The organism is Ruegeria sp. BG3, assembly GCF_056538485.1.
Map to the genome: position 1 here is coordinate 149,062 of NZ_JBQFTE010000003.1, position 18,393 is coordinate 167,454.

At 58.3% G+C, this 18,393-nt stretch carries 11 protein-coding genes and 1 pseudogene; all 12 read left to right on the top strand.

Going from position 1 to position 18,393, the window contains the following annotated elements; all coding sequences use genetic code 11:
- The first annotated feature begins 2 nt into the window (after window positions 1-2).
- The 12 genes and pseudogenes from tssF to tagH all read left to right on the top strand — a co-directional run bounded on the left by tssF (window position 3) and on the right by tagH (window position 18,377).
- The gene (gene tssF / locus ACR0AI_RS06720; protein ID WP_480672615.1) at window positions 3-1,880 is read left to right on the top strand and encodes a type VI secretion system baseplate subunit TssF; all 1,878 of its coding nucleotides are present in this window, start codon (window positions 3-5) and stop codon (window positions 1,878-1,880) included.
- The gene (tssG, locus tag ACR0AI_RS06725) at window positions 1,844-2,914 is read left to right on the top strand and encodes a type VI secretion system baseplate subunit TssG (RefSeq protein ID WP_480672617.1); all 1,071 of its coding nucleotides are present in this window, start codon (window positions 1,844-1,846) and stop codon (window positions 2,912-2,914) included. The genes tssF and tssG overlap by 37 nt, the downstream gene beginning before the upstream one ends.
- 2 nt (window positions 2,915-2,916) lie before the next feature.
- Window positions 2,917-5,634, top strand: a complete 2,718-nt coding sequence (gene tssH, locus ACR0AI_RS06730) for a type VI secretion system ATPase TssH (RefSeq protein ID WP_480672619.1) — start codon at window positions 2,917-2,919, stop codon at window positions 5,632-5,634.
- 41 nt (window positions 5,635-5,675) lie between these two features.
- The gene (locus ACR0AI_RS06735; protein WP_480672621.1) at window positions 5,676-7,232 is read left to right on the top strand and encodes a hypothetical protein; all 1,557 of its coding nucleotides are present in this window, start codon (window positions 5,676-5,678) and stop codon (window positions 7,230-7,232) included.
- Window positions 7,233-7,319: 87 nt separating this feature from the next.
- Entirely contained in the window at window positions 7,320-8,537 is a 1,218-nt protein-coding gene (locus ACR0AI_RS06740; protein WP_480672623.1) for a hypothetical protein, read from the top strand.
- Window positions 8,538-8,594: 57 nt separating this feature from the next.
- Window positions 8,595-9,452, top strand: coding sequence for an ion transporter (locus ACR0AI_RS06745; protein WP_480672876.1), 858 nt, complete (start codon window positions 8,595-8,597; stop codon window positions 9,450-9,452).
- Window positions 9,445-9,945, top strand: a pseudogene (gene tssB / locus ACR0AI_RS06750) (type VI secretion system contractile sheath small subunit); the annotation flags it as partial. The gene ACR0AI_RS06745 and the pseudogene tssB, both read left to right, overlap by 8 nt.
- Window positions 9,946-9,975: 30 nt before the next feature.
- Window positions 9,976-13,866 carry a type VI secretion system contractile sheath domain-containing protein gene (locus ACR0AI_RS06755; RefSeq protein ID WP_480672878.1) on the top strand — a complete coding sequence of 1,297 codons (3,891 nt, stop codon included), beginning with the start codon at window positions 9,976-9,978 and terminating at the stop codon, window positions 13,864-13,866.
- A 34-nt stretch (window positions 13,867-13,900) separates the two neighbouring features.
- Window positions 13,901-16,003: a type VI secretion system Vgr family protein gene (locus ACR0AI_RS06760; RefSeq protein ID WP_480672625.1), complete on the top strand. Its 2,103-nt coding sequence runs from the start codon at window positions 13,901-13,903 to the stop codon at window positions 16,001-16,003.
- 12 nt (window positions 16,004-16,015) lie between these two features.
- Window positions 16,016-16,627 carry a DUF6931 family protein gene (locus ACR0AI_RS06765; RefSeq protein WP_480672627.1) on the top strand — a complete coding sequence of 204 codons (612 nt, stop codon included), beginning with the start codon at window positions 16,016-16,018 and terminating at the stop codon, window positions 16,625-16,627.
- Between the two features lie 102 nt (window positions 16,628-16,729).
- A complete protein-coding gene (locus ACR0AI_RS06770) occupies window positions 16,730-16,939 on the top strand; it encodes a PAAR domain-containing protein (RefSeq protein WP_480672880.1) in 210 nt (69 codons plus the stop codon).
- A 10-nt stretch (window positions 16,940-16,949) separates the two neighbouring features.
- Window positions 16,950-18,377 (top strand): type VI secretion system-associated FHA domain protein TagH, encoded by a 1,428-nt coding sequence (gene tagH / locus ACR0AI_RS06775; protein WP_480672629.1) that lies wholly within the window; start codon window positions 16,950-16,952, stop codon window positions 18,375-18,377.
- Window positions 18,378-18,393: the final 16 nt, after the last annotated feature.

The following is an 18,393-nucleotide window of genomic DNA, read 5'->3' on the forward strand; positions in this document are numbered from 1 at the left end:
CGATGGATACACGGCTTCTGAAACACTACGAAACCGAACTGGCTTTCCTACGCGAAATGGGGGCCGAGTTTGCCAATGCCTACCCCAAGATCGCCTCGCGCCTGGGAATGGAAGGGATCGAGGTTGTCGACCCTTATGTCGAACGTCTGCTGGAAGGCAGCGCATTTCTGGCGGCTCGGGTTCAGCTGGAACTGGACATGCAGTTCCCGACCTTCACCTCGAACCTGCTCGAGATTGTCTATCCCCATTACCTGGCCCCGACACCGTCGATGATGGTGGCGCAGATGGAGCCCGACATCGGCAACGCGGCGCTGAAAGAAGGCTACCCAATCCCGCGCGGCACCACTTTGCGCGCGCGCCTGGCCGAGGGCGAACAAACTGCGTGTGAGTTCACCACCTCTTCTGACCTGACCCTCTGGCCGATTGAAATCACCGAAGCCGAGTACATTGACGGCCGGGGAGAGCTGGTGGCTGCCGGGGTGGCGCGCGACACCGACGCGCGCGCCGGTATTCGCCTGCGTTTGAACCGCACCGACGATGAGCCGATGGCCGAGCTGGGAATGGACAGCCTTGTGCTGCACCTGGATACCCAAAGTGGCAAGGCCTGGGCGCTGCATGAGTTGCTGGCCACCCAATGTGTTGGGCTGACGGGGCGTTCGACGGACCGCCGCGCGGATTGGACCACCCGGCTGACGACTGCCGATGTCGTACCCAAAGGGTTTGAGGCAGATGAGGCCCTGTTGCCAACCCCGCGCCAGTCCTTCGACGGCTATCGCTTGCTGCAGGAATACTTTGCGATGCCGGAGCGGTTTCTGTTTGTGGAACTGACCGGCCTGAGACCCGCGCTTGAGAAATCGGCGGGCACGGATGTGGATATCTACATTCTGTTGCAGGACGGGATGCGCGATGTCGCCCCCGCCGTGACCCCTGCGGCCTTTGCCCTGAACGCGGTGCCTGCGGTAAACCTGTTCCACCGACGCTGCGACCGGGTGCATATCACCCAGATGGACACGCAGCATCACGTGGTGCCCAACCGTACAGCGGGTCTCGACTATGAGATTTTTGGGATTGAACGTGTCATCGGGATTCAATCGGATGAAGAGGGGGATATTCCTTTCCGCCCTTTCTATAGCGACACTGACCTGACGGCTGCGGGCGACAATCACTCGGCTTATTACACAATCAAACGCCGGATGCGGCAGCGCAATGAAAAGGAACGGTTGCGGGGCGTGCGGACCTCGTATCTGGGGTCCGAGGTCTACCTGACATTGGTTGACCGGGCGCAGGCGCCCTATCCCGGATCGTTGGAGCAATTGGCGGTCGAGGCGCTGTGTTCCAACCGCGATTTGCCCCTCTTGCTGGCCGCAGGCGGAGATGACGTCTTTCACCTGCCGGATGGTGGTCCGGTAAAGACAATCCGGACGCCGGTGACACCGACGCGCCCGCATGCGACCTTGGCGCAGGGTGATGCTGCGTGGAAGCTGATCAGCCATCTCAGCCTCAATTATCTGTCCATTGCGGGCGACGGGAAAGAAGGCGGGGCGGGCGCTTTGCGCGAGTTGCTCGGCATCTATGCACCGCTCGGCAACCGCGTGACCGAGAAACAGCTTGAGGGTGTGGTCTCAGTCTCCAGCCGCCCCATCGTGCGGCGGATGAGCGACGAAGTCCTCAGCACGGCGGTGCGCGGGTTAGAGATCACGCTGGGCTTTGACGAAAGCTTCTACGAAGGCACCAGCGTCTATGTGCTGGGCGCGGTTCTCGAGCGGTTCTTCCGCAAATACACCACGATCAACAGCTTTACGGAAACCGTGCTGAAAACCGAACGACGAGGAGAGATTGCCAGATGGCGACCAGCGGCCGGACTGGGCAGGATCATCTGAGCCTGCTTGCCGCGCTGGCGGCTGATCCTGAAAGGCATCATGTCTTTCAGGCGTTACGGGTGATCGAAGCGCACTATGCGGATGCACCGCGTCTTGGTGAATCGCGCCGCCCGCGCGAGGATCGCGTGCGTTTGGGGCAGGACGTCTCACTGGCCTTTCCGCCCAACACGCTGACGCGGTTTGAACCGGCGACAGACGGCGCACCGGGCAAGCTTAACAATCTGTTCTTTGGCTTTTTTGGCCCGCAAGGCCCTCTGCCCCTGCACCTGACGGAGTTCGCCCGCGACCGGCAGCGCAACCACCGTGACCCGACCTTTGTGGCCTTTGCCGATATGCTGACTCACCGGATGATGAGTCTGCTCTATCGTGCCTGGGCCGCAGCGGAACCGGCGCCCAGTTTTGACCGAGGCGATGATCCGTTTGAACAGCGCGTGGCGGCTTTGGCCGGGTTCAAGGGTGCGGATTATAGCGACCGCGATGCGATGCCGGACATGCTGCGCCGTTTCTTTGCGGGGCATCTCGGGTCAGGGACGAAAACGGTCGAAGGCCTGATCGCGATCCTGTCGGACTATTTCGGGGTCGAAGCGCACGTGCAGCAATTCGTTGGCTCTTGGTTAGAGCTGGAGCCGGACGACACATGGCAGCTCGGCTCGCCCGCGCGTTTGGGGCAATCGACCAGCATCGGCAACCGCGTCTGGTCGCGCGCGGCCAAGTTCCGTATTCGCATCGGGCCTCTGTCGCTGAAAGACTACAAACGCCTGCTGCCCGGCGGCGTTTCTCAGGACCGGATGGAAGCGATCATCCGCACCTATGTCGGTGACACCTTGGATTGGGAGGTCAATCTGGTGCTGGCCGGTGATGAGGTGCCGCGCGCCTCGCTGGGTGGAACGACTCAGCTGGGTCATACCAGCTGGATAAGAACCCGCGATGATCCTGAACAGAACCGCCCGGATGCGGACGATCTGATCCTGTATCCCGGATATATATCACAAGAATTCGGGGCCGAAGAACTGGCCCACAACGAGAGGTATTGAAGATGACGGAAATCAGCCGCGTATCGCTGTTCGGTAAGTTGAACAAGCTGGGCTATCAGGCCATCGAAGGGGCCACCGTGTTCTGCAAGATGCGGGGCAATCCGTATGTTGAAATTCAGCATTGGCTGCATCAGATTCTGAACGGCCAGGACAGCGACATTCACCGCATCATCCAGCATTACGATCTGGATCCGGGCAAGATTGCATCGGAACTGACGCGCAGCCTGGACATGCTGCCGCGCGGGGCGTCCTCAATCTCGGACCTTTCCGATCATCTGATGGACGCGATGGAGCGCGGCTGGGTCTGGGGCTCGCTGTTGTATTCCGACAGCAAGGTGCGCACCGGGTATCTGATTTTGGGCATGCTCAAGACGCCCGCGCTGCGCAATATTCTGGCCAGCATGTCGCCGGAACTGGCCAAGATCGGCGCCGATGATCTGGCCGACAGCTTTGGCGAAGCCACAGATGGCTCACCCGAGGATACGCTGGGTGCACAGGACGGTTCGAACGTGGGTGGCGGAGCGGAACCCGGTGAGGCCAGCGGCGCGATGGCCCCCGGCGCGATGGGCAAGGGTGAGGCGTTGGAGCAGTTCTGCACCGACCTGACCGAACAGGCCCGAAATGGCGAGATCGACCCCATCGTGGGTCGCGATGAAGAAATCCGTCAGATCGTCGATGTGCTGATGCGCCGCCGCCAGAACAACCCGATCCTGACCGGTGAGGCGGGTGTTGGTAAAACCGCCGTGGTCGAAGGGTTTGCCCTACGCATTGCGCGCGGTGACGTGCCGCCTGCGTTGAAAGATGTGCGCTTGTTGGTGCTGGATGTGGGCTTGCTGCAGGCCGGTGCGTCCATGAAGGGTGAGTTTGAAAACCGCCTGCGTCAGGTGATTGATGAGGTTCAGGCCAGCCCGACGCCGATTGTGATGTTCGTCGATGAGACTCATACCTTGGTTGGGGCAGGTGGCGCTGCCGGAACGGGCGACGCGGCCAACCTGCTGAAACCTGCGCTGGCGCGTGGCACGCTGCGCACGATCGGCGCGACCACATGGGCCGAGTACAAAAAATACATCGAGAAAGACCCGGCTCTGACCCGTCGTTTCCAAGTCGTGCATGTGGAAGAGCCCGATATCCCAAAAGCGGTTCTTATGATGCGGGGCATCGCCTCGATGCTGGAAAAACACCACCGCGTGCAAGTGCTGGACGAGGGGATCGAAGCGGCAGTGACGCTGTCCGCGCGCTATATCCCGGCGCGGCAACTGCCGGATAAATCGGTCAGCCTGCTGGATACGGCGTGTGCGCGGGTCGCGGTGTCTCAGCACGCGGTTCCGGCTGAGGTGGATGACAGCCAGCGCCGGATTGAGGCTCTGACCACCGAATTGGAAATCATCGAACGGGACGAGACCGCAGGCTATGACGTCGCCGACCGGCGCGAGGCCGTGAATGCCGCGAAAGAGGCGGAAGAGGCGCGGTTGGCCGAACTCAACGGGCGTTGGGAGGCTGAAAAGAAAGTGGTCGAAGAAATCCTCGACCTGCGGGCCAAACTCCGTGCTGGCGGGCAGGAGGTCGAAGGCACCGGCACAGCCGAAGGCGAAGCCGCGACCGAAGAGGCTCCAGACGCACAGCCCATCGACCGTGAGGCTCTGCTGGCCGAGCTGAAAGCCAAGAACGCTGAGTTGGAAGAAGTGCAGGGCGACAGCCCGCTGATCCTGCCCATCGTGGATCATCAGGCGGTGGCCAGCGTGGTTGGTGACTGGACCGGTATCCCCGTGGGCCGCATGGTCAAGGATGAGATCGAGACGATCCTGAACCTCGAAACCCGTCTGGCTCAACGTGTGATCGGTCAGGATCATGCGATGAAAATGATCGCCAAGCGCGTTCAGACCAGCCGCGCGGGGCTGGATAATCCGAACAAACCTATCGGTGTCTTCATGCTGGCAGGCACCAGCGGCGTCGGCAAAACCGAGACCGCTCTGGCCTTGGCCGAGGTGCTTTATGGCGGTGAACAGAACGTCATCACCATCAACATGTCTGAATACCAGGAGGCGCATACCGTCAGCAGCCTGAAAGGTGCGCCTCCGGGCTATGTCGGCTATGGCGAAGGTGGCGTTTTGACCGAAGCGGTGCGGCGCAAGCCGTACTCCGTCGTGCTGCTGGATGAGGTCGAAAAAGCTCATCCGGACGTGCACGAGATATTCTTTCAGGTCTTTGACAAGGGCGTCATGGAGGATGGCGAAGGCCGCGTGATCGATTTCAAGAACACGCTGATCCTGCTGACGTCGAATGTCGGCACCGAGATGATCATGGATATGTGCGCGGACCCGGATCTGATGCCCGATCCCGAAGGTATGGCTAAGGCGCTGCGCGATCCGCTGCTGAAGGTATTCCCGCCAGCGCTGTTGGGTCGTTTGGTGACGATTCCCTATTATCCGCTCAGCCCCGAGATGCTAGGCGAGATTACAAAGCTACAACTTGGGCGAATCAAAAAGCGCGTCGAATCTGCTCATGGTGTACCATTCGAATACACCGACGCCGTGGTGGACGAGATCGTCAATCGTTGTCAGGAGCTGGACAGCGGTGGTCGTATGATCGACGCGATCGTGACCAATACAATGCTGCCGGATATATCGGCAGAATTCCTAAAAAGAATGATGGAGGGCGAAGAAGTTTCCAAAGTCGTGATCGACGTCACAGACGGGGACTTCACTTACGGGTTTGATTGAGCGCAACGCATGATGCGTCTGACCGAGAAAGGGGACACTTTATGAAGGCGACTATGACACCGGAACTGGATCAGAAATGGTGGTCCAAGAACAAACCGAAGCTGATGAAGAAAACCGGCCTGGGCGATGCTTTGAAAGCATACCAGGTCGCCGAAGATCAGATGGATTGGGACAAGACTTTGAAAGCCTTGTCCAACGTCAAGCGCAAGGTGGCCGAGGCTGTGAAGCTAGCAGGCAGCAAGCACTCGGATACTGTGACGGTCCTGAAAAAGTACCCCAAGATCATCGACAAGAAAGAAAAGGAACTCGAGGAAAAGAAAAAGGACGCAGCGGCTCGGGCCAAGTCGGCCTCGACCGATGCGCCCAAGCAGAAACTGGGTAAGTCGGTTGTCATCTGGAAGAAGGATCTGGGCACCGAGATTACCAAGAAATACAAGCCCGACTGGCTGAAAGAGCTGAAGGGCTATGCGTTCCAGTTGAAGCTGAACGATGATCTTCTGGATGTTCTGGAAGATGAGGGCGACTATGTCACGCCGCAGCAGATGGTGGATGACGCCAATGCAGTGACCGACAAGCTGGTTGCCTTGATCGCCAAAGAGCTGATGGCGACGGATGCGGCGATCAAGAAGGCCAGCGACGCAAAGAAACGCGCGGCGTTGATCAAAGGGTTCGACGACAAGCTCGCGACCATCATGAACGGTGCTAAAAAGCACTATGAGTCGATCCCGGCCAAGCGCTGGCAGGCCTTTGTGAAGCGCAAGCAGCAGTACAAGGACTATAAGGTTAAAACCGGCTTTGACATCACGCTTGGCGTGTTGGGTGTCGTCGGTGGGGCCGCGGGTGTGGCCGGTGCGGCCGCAACAGGCGGCGCGTCGCTGGCCTTGGGGATCGTCTCGCTGGTGCGGGGCGTTGCGCAACTGGCTGATAAGATCAAGGACGCCGCGCAAGAGGCCGAGAAGGTCGAAAAGAACCTTAAAGGCGATCTCGATACGCTGCTCGCGCGGTACCGCAATGCAGAAGGCGAAGCCAAAAAGCAGGTTCAAGGGGGTGCCGAGGTCGGTGCCTCAGTCCTCAAGGGCATCTTGGGCACCGATACGCCGTTCCTGGCCACTCTGCCGAAATGCGACAAGAACTATGGTCTGTGGCAAAACAAAGTCGCCGGGCTTGAAGTTGGTGGGCGCAAACTGTCTCAGGCGATCATGAAGGGCCTGCAGGAATGCGACAAGCTTGAGAAAGCCATGAAACAGGCTGACGCGAAGAAGGCCGGTAAGTATCTGGACAAGCTCAAGAAAGCCCGTGCCTCGTTGCAGAAGGGTTTGGATGGGTGTTCGGATATGATGAAGCGGGTCTCGGACGCGGATAAGAACGCGCCGAACCTCAAGAAGATGCTGGATGCGCTGAATTCGACCAACCCGAAATATGCTCAGATCTTCGACAAGGTATTCCCGGTTGTCGTCAACCTGACGCTGGCGGGTGCAAATGCCGGGGTTGGCTTCAAGGAAGCGTCCAGCACGCTCGACACGGTCAACACGGCGCTTGGGCTGTTCAACGACATTGCCTCGGAAGGCAAGGATCAGCTGGAAGAAGCGATCGGCTAAGCGGCGGGGCGGCGCCAGCCGTTAGGATGCACGCGGCGCTGACCCTACATCGCAAAAACACTACGGAACAAAGGGCACGGTTTTAAAATGGCAAAACAGACAGTTACATCGCACAAGTTTTACGTGGTCGATCTGATACGGTCGAAACCGAAACTTCAGTATATCGAGATCCCCAGCTACCGCGTTGACGTCAAATTCGACGTGACGGCGAAGGGTCCGGTACCGTCGACCACGCTGAAACGTCTTGAAGCGGCCGGCATGAAAGAGCTGGAGCGGTATGAGACGGTTATCAGTCAGGAGGCGGTAAAGCTCGACAAGAAAGTTGCTGAGCTGATGAAGACGCCGGGTCAGAAATCTCAGGCAGACGCCGAGAAGATGATCCAGGCCACCAACCAGATGATCAAGAACGCGCTGCGGTCCGCCGAAGGCGCGGCTCAGGTTGCGATCGAAAAGCAGATCAAGGTTGAGGCGAATAAGGACAAGTTGCTGAAAGAAGCGCGGGTCAAGACCACGCTGAAGGTGACAGCTGGTGTGATCAAGATCGGCACGGCTGTCACGCGGCTGGTTGCAACCTCGGGCGCGGATGTCATGGCCTACAAGACCATCGTTAAGCAGGTGTATGAGCTTGGCAAAGAAGTTCAGCAGCAGTTGAAGGGTGAAGAGAAGCTGCGCAAAGACCTGTATGGTGCAATTCAGAAGTATATCACGTTGCGGGGTACGTCCATCATGCAGGCGGCGGAACGGCAGGGGATCACAGATACTTCGGGTATTTCGGTAAAGAAACCGGTGGAAGCGATCCAGAAGCTGACCGCCAAGGCGGTGGCCATGGGCGAAGAAGTGACCAAGGGTCGCGACGCCAAAAAGATCGCAAAGGAAATCGCGGATTTTGCGATCAAAGGATACCAATCCTACCAAAAGGACTCGAACAAGAAGCGTGCGCTTTATCGCGAGCATACGACCAAAACGCGCCACAAGGTCGATGATCTGGGCAAGGCCGCCGACAAGCTGATGAAGGCTGCGAAGTCGCAGAAAACCCTGAAAGAGGGCGTCAAGCTGGGGGCCGAATGCATGGCCGTCAAGCGTGAAGCCAGCGCTATGGCCGCCAAGCTCGAGGAACGTCAGAAGTTCCTGGCCGAGATGGAGACCCTGATGGAAGGCAACGGCCTGAAAGTGGATGATACGACCATTGTCGACAAGCTGAAGAAGCTGGATAAGATGACGGTCCTGAAAGAAACCAAGACGATGCTGACCTCGGTCAAAGGGGTATATACCCTAGTGAACGAAATCAGCGACGTTGTTGGTTAAACAAACAAAATCCTGGGCGCGGTTCTCTGCGCCCGACACCCAAAGCAACAGGAGGTGTTGGTGGAATCCGGTATCGAGAAGAGCGAAACGCTCCGCGACACCGTGCGCGAGTTTGTCGAGCGTAAGGCTGTGACCAACACCATCCTTGGTGTGATCATCTTCAATGCGATCACGCTGGGGCTATCAACCTCTCCTTCGGTTCAGTCGAGTATCGGCCCGGCCCTGGTTTTGATCGATAAGATCGTGCTGGGCATTTTCGTGGCCGAGCTGTTGTTGAAATTCTATGCCTACCGGCTGAGTTTCTTCAACAACGCCTGGAATATCTTTGACCTTGTTGTTGTGACGCTCGGTTTGCTGCCCAACCGCGATGGGCTGTCTGCGCTGCGTGGGTTGCGGGTCATCCGGGCGATGCGTTTGCTATCGGTCATCCCGCAGATGCGGGCGGTGGTTCAGGCCTTGCTCGACGCGCTGCCGGGTATGGGCGCGGTGATCATCATGATCTCAATCGTGTTCTACGTTTTCGCTGTCATGGCGACGCTGATGTACGGTCCGGATTTCCCGGAATGGTTTGGCTCTTTGGGCAAGTCGCTCTATTCCCTGTTCCAGATCATGACCCTGGAAAGCTGGTCGATGGGCATCGTCCGCCCGGTGATGGAGGTTCATCCCACCGCCTGGATCTTCTTCGTGCCTTTCATTGTCATCACCGCCTTTTCGGTTCTGAACCTGTTCATCGGTCTGCTGGTCAACACCATGCAATCCGCGGTGGAGGACGAGTCGGTCGAAGAGTTCTCGCACCTGCGCGAATTGGTTCGCAGCGAGACCGACATCGTGGACGATCACGTCAAGGAACTGTTGGTCGAGGTGCGCGCCCTCAGGCGTGAAGTGGCCGAGTTGAAAGGTCAGGCCGATGGCTGACAGCTCTCAGAAATTCATCGCCCGCAATCGGGCTCCGCGCGTTCAGATTGAATATGATGTGGAGCTCTACGGTGCCGAGAAGAAGGTTCAACTGCCCTTTGTCATGGGCGTGATGAGCGATCTCTCCGGCAAGTCCACGGTCGAAACGCCCGCAGTCTCGGATCGCAAATTCCTTGAGATTGATGTCGACAATTTCGACGACCGAATGAAGGCCATGGCCCCGCGCGTTGAATTTGCCGTGCCCAACACGCTGACGGGCGAGGGTAATCTGGCCGTCGATCTGACATTTGAGAAGATGGCCGATTTCACCCCGGCCCAGATCGCGTCAAAAATCGAACCTCTGCGCAAACTGCTAGAGGCCCGTACGCAATTGTCGACCTTGATGGCCTATATGGATGGGAAAACCGGGGCCGAGACGCTGATCGAAAAAGTGCTGGCCGATCCGGCCCTTCTGGGCGCGCTTGCGGGCAGTTCGCTTCCCGAACAGGACAATGAGGCGACGCTGGACGCCTTGCGGGATATGATGCCCGAGGATGCTCCCGCCGACAATTCGGTCGACGACGCGCTTGCGTCTTTGCCTGAGGTTGAGACCGCCGAGAAACAGGATCAATCGGCTGACATCTTGTCCAATCTGGCGGCTGACGCTCCGGAGGATGCGCCGGAAGATACAGCCGTTGCTGATGCCCTGTCCTCTCTGCCGAGCTCGGTTGAAACCGAAGAGCCTGTAGATGACAGCGCGGATGTCTTGTCGAGTCTGGCCGCTTCCGCGCCCGAGGAAACGGTTCAGGACACCTCTCTCTCGGACGCTTTGACTTCGCTGCCTGAAACCGAGATTGCCGAAGAAGATGACACGTCAGGCGATATTCTGGCGGAATTGGCGGACGCTGCACCGGCGGATGAGGTTGAAGACACCGCCGCAGATGACATCCTGTCCAGCCTGCCAGATGTCGAACTTACGGCGGAAGAGGTCGCATCGGATGATATCCTGTCTGATCTGGCCAGCACTGAACCTGATGATGAGCCCGAGGATACGTCGGTCGCGGATGCTCTGTCTTCTGTTCCAGAGGTCGAGCTGCCCGACGTGTCGGAAGACTCGGCGGATGTTCTTGCCGATCTTGCCGATTCCGCGCCCGAGGCGGCTGAGGCTGAGGCTGAGGATGTGACCTCAGATATTCTGTCTGACATCAGCGATTTGGACACGGAAGAAGTCGAAGACAGCTCTGTGTCCGATGCCCTCGCGTCTCTGCCAGAAACTGATGCCGCGGATGAGGTTGATGGGTCCGATGACATCCTGTCAGAGCTTGCAGATGCCGCGCTGGACGTTGAGGTCAAAGAGGATGCGCTCGGCGATGTGCTCGCCTCAGTACCCGAGGTTGAAGCTGCGTCTGAGACGGATCTGAGCGATGATATCCTCTCGGATCTGGCCGATCTGGAACTGGAGGAGACGGAAGAGGACGGCGCACTGGTCGCGGCGCTTTCATCGCTTCCGGATGCCGCTGAAGAGGCCGAAGAAGATCATTCAGACATTTTGTCCGACCTCGCCGACGCTGCCCCTGAGGAGGTGGATGAGGACGTAGATCTGGACGGTCTGCTTGATGATCTCGCGGAGAAGGCTCCCGAAGAAACTGACGAGCCTGCGGCGGATGACATTCTCGCCTCGGTGCCCGCGCTGGACAGCACGGATGACGTCGATCCGTTGGAGGACACCCTAGGTGATCTGGCCGGTGACGATCAGCCAGATCCAGAGGCAGATGCGTCCGACCTGGATGATTTGCTTGCCGATCTGGCAGATTCTGCTGACGAGGCACAGCCGGAGGAGGATGTTCTGGATGACATCCTCGGGGATTTGGTGGAACCCGAAGCTGATGAGGTCGACGAAGCCGACGTAGAAAACGTTCTTGCAGATTTGGCAGAAGAGCCTAACGGCGATCTGAATGATCTTTTGAATGACCTCGGGTCGGATGAGGATACATCTGCACCGACGGATGAAGCGGCCGATGACCTGGAAGATCTGCTGGGTGATCTCGAAGAGACGTCAGATGATGCGTCTGACGATCTGGATGCGCTTCTGGGTGATTTGGAGTCCGAGCCGGACAGCGGCGCCGCTTCAGACGATTTGGATGCCTTGCTGGGTGATCATGAAGGCGACGATGAGACGGAAGATGCGGATACAGATGATGTCGATGCGCTTCTGGCGGACCTTGGCGACGATGTAGAGGATGAAGATACCGGCGCGGACGATCTTGACGCCTTGCTGGGTGATCTTGAAGGCGGTGATGAGACCGAAGACGTGGATACTGATGATCTGGATGCGCTTCTGGCAGACCTTGGCGACGATGTTGAGGATGAAGATGCCGACCGGGATGATCTGGACGCCTTGCTGAACGACCTAGGGTCGGACGAGGACAGCCCGGCTGAGGAGGGTTCAGAAGATGATCTGGACGCTCTGCTGGCGGATCTTGGCGAAGATGAAACTGGTTCTGACGACCTTGATGATCTGTTGAACGATTTGGGCGCAGATGAGGATAATGAGGCATCCTCTGACGAAACGACAGATGATTTGGATGCCTTGCTGGGCGATCTAGACCTGGACGACGAGGGCGAATCTGATGATCTGGACGCTCTGCTCGGTGACCTTGATGGGGATGACGCGTCAGGCGAAACAGCCGGTCTGGACGACGAGCCGCAATTGGCATTCGGCCGCATGAGCGCAGATCGACCTGACCCGGAACGGCTGAAACGCACCCGGTTCCGGATCGCGCTCTTTGGCGATTTCTCTGGACGAGCGGCGCGTGGGCAGATCGAGACCGGCGACGCCCTAGCCGCACGTAAGCCGATCATTCTGGATCCCGATACGGTCGAAGAGGTGATCGAGGGGTTCGCAACCGATCTCGTTCTGCCGATTGGCAAGGATGGGGCCGGGATCGAAGTGAAGCTGAAAGAGCTGGACGATCTGCATCCCGACGAACTTTATGAAAAGGTTGAACTGTTCGATGGCCTCTCGGGTCTGAAAAGCCAGCTGAGCGCGGGTGGGACTGCAGATCACGCCGCCAAACAGCTGATTGGTTGGGGGGAAGAGTTCGGGCAGGCGGTTGTGCCGCCACGCAAATCCTCGAGCGGTAACACGGTTCGTGCTGACCTTAAACTCAGCGATTTTCAGAGACTAATCGGCGATACATCGGGTGAACTGGCGCAGGCCTCGCCGGTCGATGACCTTCTGAAACGCGTGGTCGGCCCGCATATCCGCAAACTGCCCAGCCCCGATGTGCAGGCGATGCAAAAGGCCGTGGATGAGGCGCTGAGCGCAGCCATGCGCATGGTTCTGCATCACCCGGAATTCCAATCCGTCGAAGCGCAGTGGCGCAGCCTCGATCTGATTGCGCGTAGTGTCGAGGATGACGATACGCTCGACGTGGTTTTGTATGACGTCTCGGCCGAAGAAATTGCGGCGGATCTGGCTGCCGAGGAAGATCTGGCGAAAACCGGTCTGGTTCGGTTGCTGACCGAAGAGCCCCTAGACGAAGAAAACGGGCGCGGCGGGTATTCGGCGCTGATCGGGCTTTATACCTTTGAGGAAACACCGCCCCATGCGGAACTGTTGGGCCGTATTGGCCGCGTCGCTGCCCATGTGGATGCGCCGTTCATCAGTGCGATCACCCCGGCCTATCTGGATGTGAAGCCCGAGGACCGCCACCCGCTTGTGGTCGAAGCGTGGGATACTCTGCGCGCGATGCCTGAAGCCGGGCATGTCGGCCTGGCCTCTCCCCGGTTCCTGCTGCGGCGGCCTTACGGCGCCAAGTCCGAGCCGATCTATGAGTTCGATTTTGAGGAATTCACTGAGTCTGAAGGCCTGCGCGGCATGCTTTGGGCCAATCCGGCGGTTCTGGTGACGATCTTGTTGGCGCGGTCCTTCAAGCAAAATGGCAAGGCGATGAATTTGGGCTCAGTCATGAGCCTGGGTGGCATTCCTTTCCATTTCGTCAATGACCGCTACGGCGATCAGGTGGCGCTACCGTGCACCGAACGCAATATCACGCTGGCCAAGCATGAACATTCGGTCCAGCGCGGCTACATGCCGGTGCTGTCGGTCAAAGGCCGCGATGAAATCCGGCTGGGCTCGTTGAACTCGGTTGCCGGGCAGGAGATTCTGGGCCCGTGGTCCGGTATGCCCGCGCCTGCTCCGTCGCCGGATGTGCCTGCTGCACCTGAGGCTGATGACGATGACGATCTGGACTTGGATCTGGATCTTGATACAGGCGACGACGATGATTTCGACCTCGATCTGGGCCTCGGAGATGATGACAGCGGCGACCTTGATGATCTGCTGGCGTCATTTGGCGACGATGATGACGGTGACGATAGTGATGATGACGATATGGACCCCGAACTTGCTGCACTGCTGAACGATTTGTGACGGCGCGGTGAACGAGAATTGGAAGGAACGGTAAATGGCTGAGAGTCTGCAAAGTAAAGAGTGGCCGCTTCGGATAACGGGGTCGTATAGCTATGGTGAGGATGATCTTGTCATCAGGCGGGCCGTCGTCTCGGAAGAGCTGGGAAAACTGACCGAAATTCAGGTCGAATTCCTGTCGGAAAAAACGACGATTGCGTTGGACAAGCTGCTGGGCAAGGTGATGACCATCCATCTGGCCGCTGACGGAGCCGAGCGTAAATTCACTGGCACCATCGTGAGGGTGGAGCGGCTGGCCCTGCGCGATGGCTATGTGCAGTTTCTGGCCGAATTGCGCCCATGGTTCTGGCTGCTGACGCAGACCACTGACAGTCGCATCTTTCAGGAAATGACCGCCGTGCAGATTATCGAAAAGATTTTCGGTGAATACGGGCTCACGGATTTCAGGAAAAGCCTGCGCGCCACTTACCAGCAGCGCGAATATTGCGTGCAATATCGCGAAACAGATTTCGATTTTATCTCGCGGCTGATGCAGGAGGAGGGCATCTACTACTATTTCGACTACACAAATGCCAAAGACAAGAATGAGACGCTGGTCATGTGCGACGGACCAAACGCGCATACGCCGATTGCCGGTGACGCAAAGGTCGAATTCCGAGGCGGGGATGACTACACCCAACGTCTTGATGACTCGGTCACCGAATGGGCCGCGTCCGAGACGATCCGGCCTGGGGTGGTCTCGCTGGGCGATTTTGATTTCGAGAAGCCCAAAGCGTCACTAGATGCGCGGGCCAAAACGCCGACCGGCGCAAAGCACGGGTTCAAGGACAAGCTAGAACTTTATGATATTCCAGGTCACTACAAGGAAACCGGGCCGGGCAATACGCTGGCCAAGGTGCGGATGACGGCCGAGGATGCTCTGTTCGACCGGCGGCGCGGGCGGGCCTCGGTCCGGGCGCTGGAAACCGGGCGCAAGTTCACGCTGAAGGATCATCCAGACAAGGCGGAGAACGCGGAATACCTGATCACCAAGGCGCGGTATTATCTTCAGACCACCGAAGGTTATGGATTTGCCAAGAATGACAAGGATCTGGACACCGGAGCGCTGGAGTTTCCGGAGGACAGCAATGAGATGTTCATGGTCGAGTTTGACGCCCAGCCCGGCAAAACCGAATTCAAATCGCTGCGCACCATCCCGTGGCCCGAAATCTCGGGTCTGCACACAGCCATTGTGACCGGCAAGGCTGGTGAGGAAATCTGGACCGACAAATACGGTCGCATCAAGGTTCAGTTCCATTGGGACCGCGAAGGCAAGAAGGACGAAAAGACCACCTGCTGGGTGCGGGTTGTCACCCCTTGGTCGGGTAAGAACTGGGGTATGGTCAGCATCCCTCGGATCGGGCAGGAAGTTGTGATCCAGTTCGAAGAGGGTGATCCCGATCGGCCGATCTGCACGGGCATGCTCTACAATGCCGACACGATGCCGCCCTATGCCTTGCCTGCAAACCAGACGCAAACCGGGATCAAGACGCGGTCCTCGAAACAGGGCAGCGCCGAGACGTTCAACGAGCTGATGTTCGAGGACAAGAAAGACGCTGAACTCGTGCGCTTTCAGGCGCAGAAGGATCACGAGAAGCTGGTCAAGAATATGTCCACGATTACCATTGGCTATGACAAGCTGGACAAGGGTGGCAATGGCGGCGACGGCTGCCTCAGCCAAGTGGTCAAGAAGAACGTGGATGAGACGATCAAGGAAGGCGATCATACCTTCACCATCGAGAAAGGTAACCAGACGGTCAGCATCAAGACTGACCAGACCGAGACCATCGAGGGCAAATCCACCCGTACAGTGACGGGCAATCACGCCGAGACGATCAAGGAAGGCGACAAATCCACGACGGTCAAGATGGGTGACATTCAGGTGGATGCCAAAATGGGCAAGATCACAATGACCGCAATGAAGTCGATCGAATTGAAGGTTGGTGGCTCTTCGATCAAACTGGACCCGACAAGCGTTACGATCAAGAGCACGATGATCAAAGTCCAGGCCAATGCCAAGCTGGATGCAAAAAGCCCGATGACGACGGTCAATGGCGATGCCATGCTGACCCTCAAGGGCGGCCTGACAATGATCAACTAAGGGGGCAACGCGATGACAGACCGTTTTTCCGGAATGACCAAAACGCCCCAGATGCCCGCTGCGCGCATGCTGGCCGATGCCAATGCCCGTCTGAGCGTCAAGCTTGAGGCCCCGGCCAGTGCGCCTTTGGATGTGGTGTTGACTGAATTGGAAGAGAAAGGCGCGGTGATCGATATCCTGCGCCTTCTGGGGGTGGCCTTACCTGCCCGAGAGCGTGTGTGGTGGTCCTGTCTGGCCGCGCGCGACTATATCGGTGAGGCCCCGGACAACAATACACCCGCACTGGCGGCGTCCGAGGAATGGGTGTTTCGCCCTACGCCCGAGAATCGGGAAAAGGCCGAAGCTACAATCGAGGTGGCCGAACCGGATGATGAGACGATAAACTGCGCCATGGGGGTTCTCTATGCGGAGGGGACCCTGGGAACCGGTGATCTGGCGACCATGCCCGCGCCGCCCGGCGCGGCCGAGATTTTGGCCTTCGCTATGAATATTGTTGCAATGGACAACCACGAAGAGGATTTTGACGCCTACGTGCAGTTGCTGATTGACCGCGGGGTCGATATTGCTCGGGGTGGGAATGGTAAGCTGGACCGCAAGGAAGACGGTTTGGAGACAGAGGAGTAGGACATGGGATTTCCACAAGCCCGCGTCACAGATATGCATTTGTGCACGTTGCCGGCCCCGCCGCCAGCGCCACCGCCGCCAGCGCCAGTTCCTATGCCGATCATGCCGCCCTGCTGCCCCACGGTTCTGGTGTCAAAACTGCCTGCGGCACGTTTAACGGATCTGGCCACGCCCGCTTTCCCGCATCCGATTGTGAAAGGGTCAGCGACAGTGTTGATCAGCAAGCTTCCGGCAGCGCGGGTTACAGATAATTGCGCCTGTGGTGGCCTAATTATACCACCGTGCTGCCCCACCGTACTGGTCGGAGGATGAAGACAAACGAATGACGGTCACTTTGAAATTCCAATCCACCGGCGTGGTGCCGGGCGACGGGCGCCCGGTCTCGATGCAGGGGGGCTCTTTGACCGTGGGGCGTGGGCCGGCCAATGATTTGGTTCTGCCTGACCCTGAAAAGACGTTGAGCAAAAGCCACTTTGTGATCGAAGATCACAATGGAAACGTTGTGATTGTTGATCTGTCGACGAACGGAACTTTTCTGAATTACTCGAAAATCCCTTTGGGCCGGACACCGACGCCGCTCAACAATGGCGACGTGCTTGCTGCGGGCGGGTATGAAATGGTTGTTGAAATCGGGGCGGACTTGCCCAGTTTCGAAGAATCGATCCCCCAGCCTGCGCAACAGGCTGGGGTGTCTCCGGGTATGTCTCAGAACGCGCCGGATCCGATGGCATTGTTGGACGATGCCGCTCCGGGCGGAGATTTTCTGGATGACCTTTTGGGCGGTGACGCCAAAGGGCCCGGGCAGATTTCCACGCCCGACCCAATGGATGAACTGCTACCGCCCTTGGAGGATGACGATCCGTTCTTTGCAAAGCCCAAGGATGTGCATGCGGATATGGGCGCAAGCGATGCGATGCATAACCCGTCGGCCAGCGATGCGTTTACGGCGCCGTCTGCAGGGGGCGCCAACCTAATCCCCGATGACTGGGACGATGATCTGCTGTCGCCTGCGGGCGGCTCGAGCTCGGACCCGTTTGCCGCGCCTGAACCGGCGCGTCCGGAACCCACCGCGCCGCCTCCGATCAAGCCAAAGCCGGGCGGCCAGGCCGAGGTGGCTCCGCCCCCTGAACCGGTTGAGGCAGAGAAACCTGTTCCGACCGGCGGTGGCGATCAATCCGCTGCCCGTGCCTTGCTAGAGGCGTTGGAGGTTGACGATCTGCGCATCGACGACGCCGATCTGCCTGCCACGATGGGCCGCATGGGCCGTGTGTTACGGGTGATGATCACCGGCTTGCGGGAAATCCTGATGACCCGCACCTCGATCAAGTCCGAGTTCCGTATCGAACAGACCATGATCAATGCGGGCGGCAACAACCCGTTGAAGTTCTCGATCAGCCCGGAACAGGCGATTGAGGCCTTGGTCAAACCGCGTGTCAAAGGCTACCTTGCCTCGGAAGAGGCGACTGAACAGGCGTTGAACGACATCAAGGCCCATGAGGTTGCGATGGTCACCGGCATGGAGGCCGCGCTCAAAGGCGTTCTGGCCCGGTTGGACCCCGAGGTGCTGGCGGGAAAAATTGAAGGTTCCGGCAAACTTGGGTCACTTTTTAAAGGTAAAAAGGCCCAATACTGGGAAGTGTACGAGAAGATGTATGCCGATATCTCGGATCAGGCAGAGAATGACTTTCACGATCTCTTCAGCCGGGAATTCGCACGCGCGTATAAAGAACAGCTGGAAAAGCTGAAGTAACGCCCCTTCGCGGGCG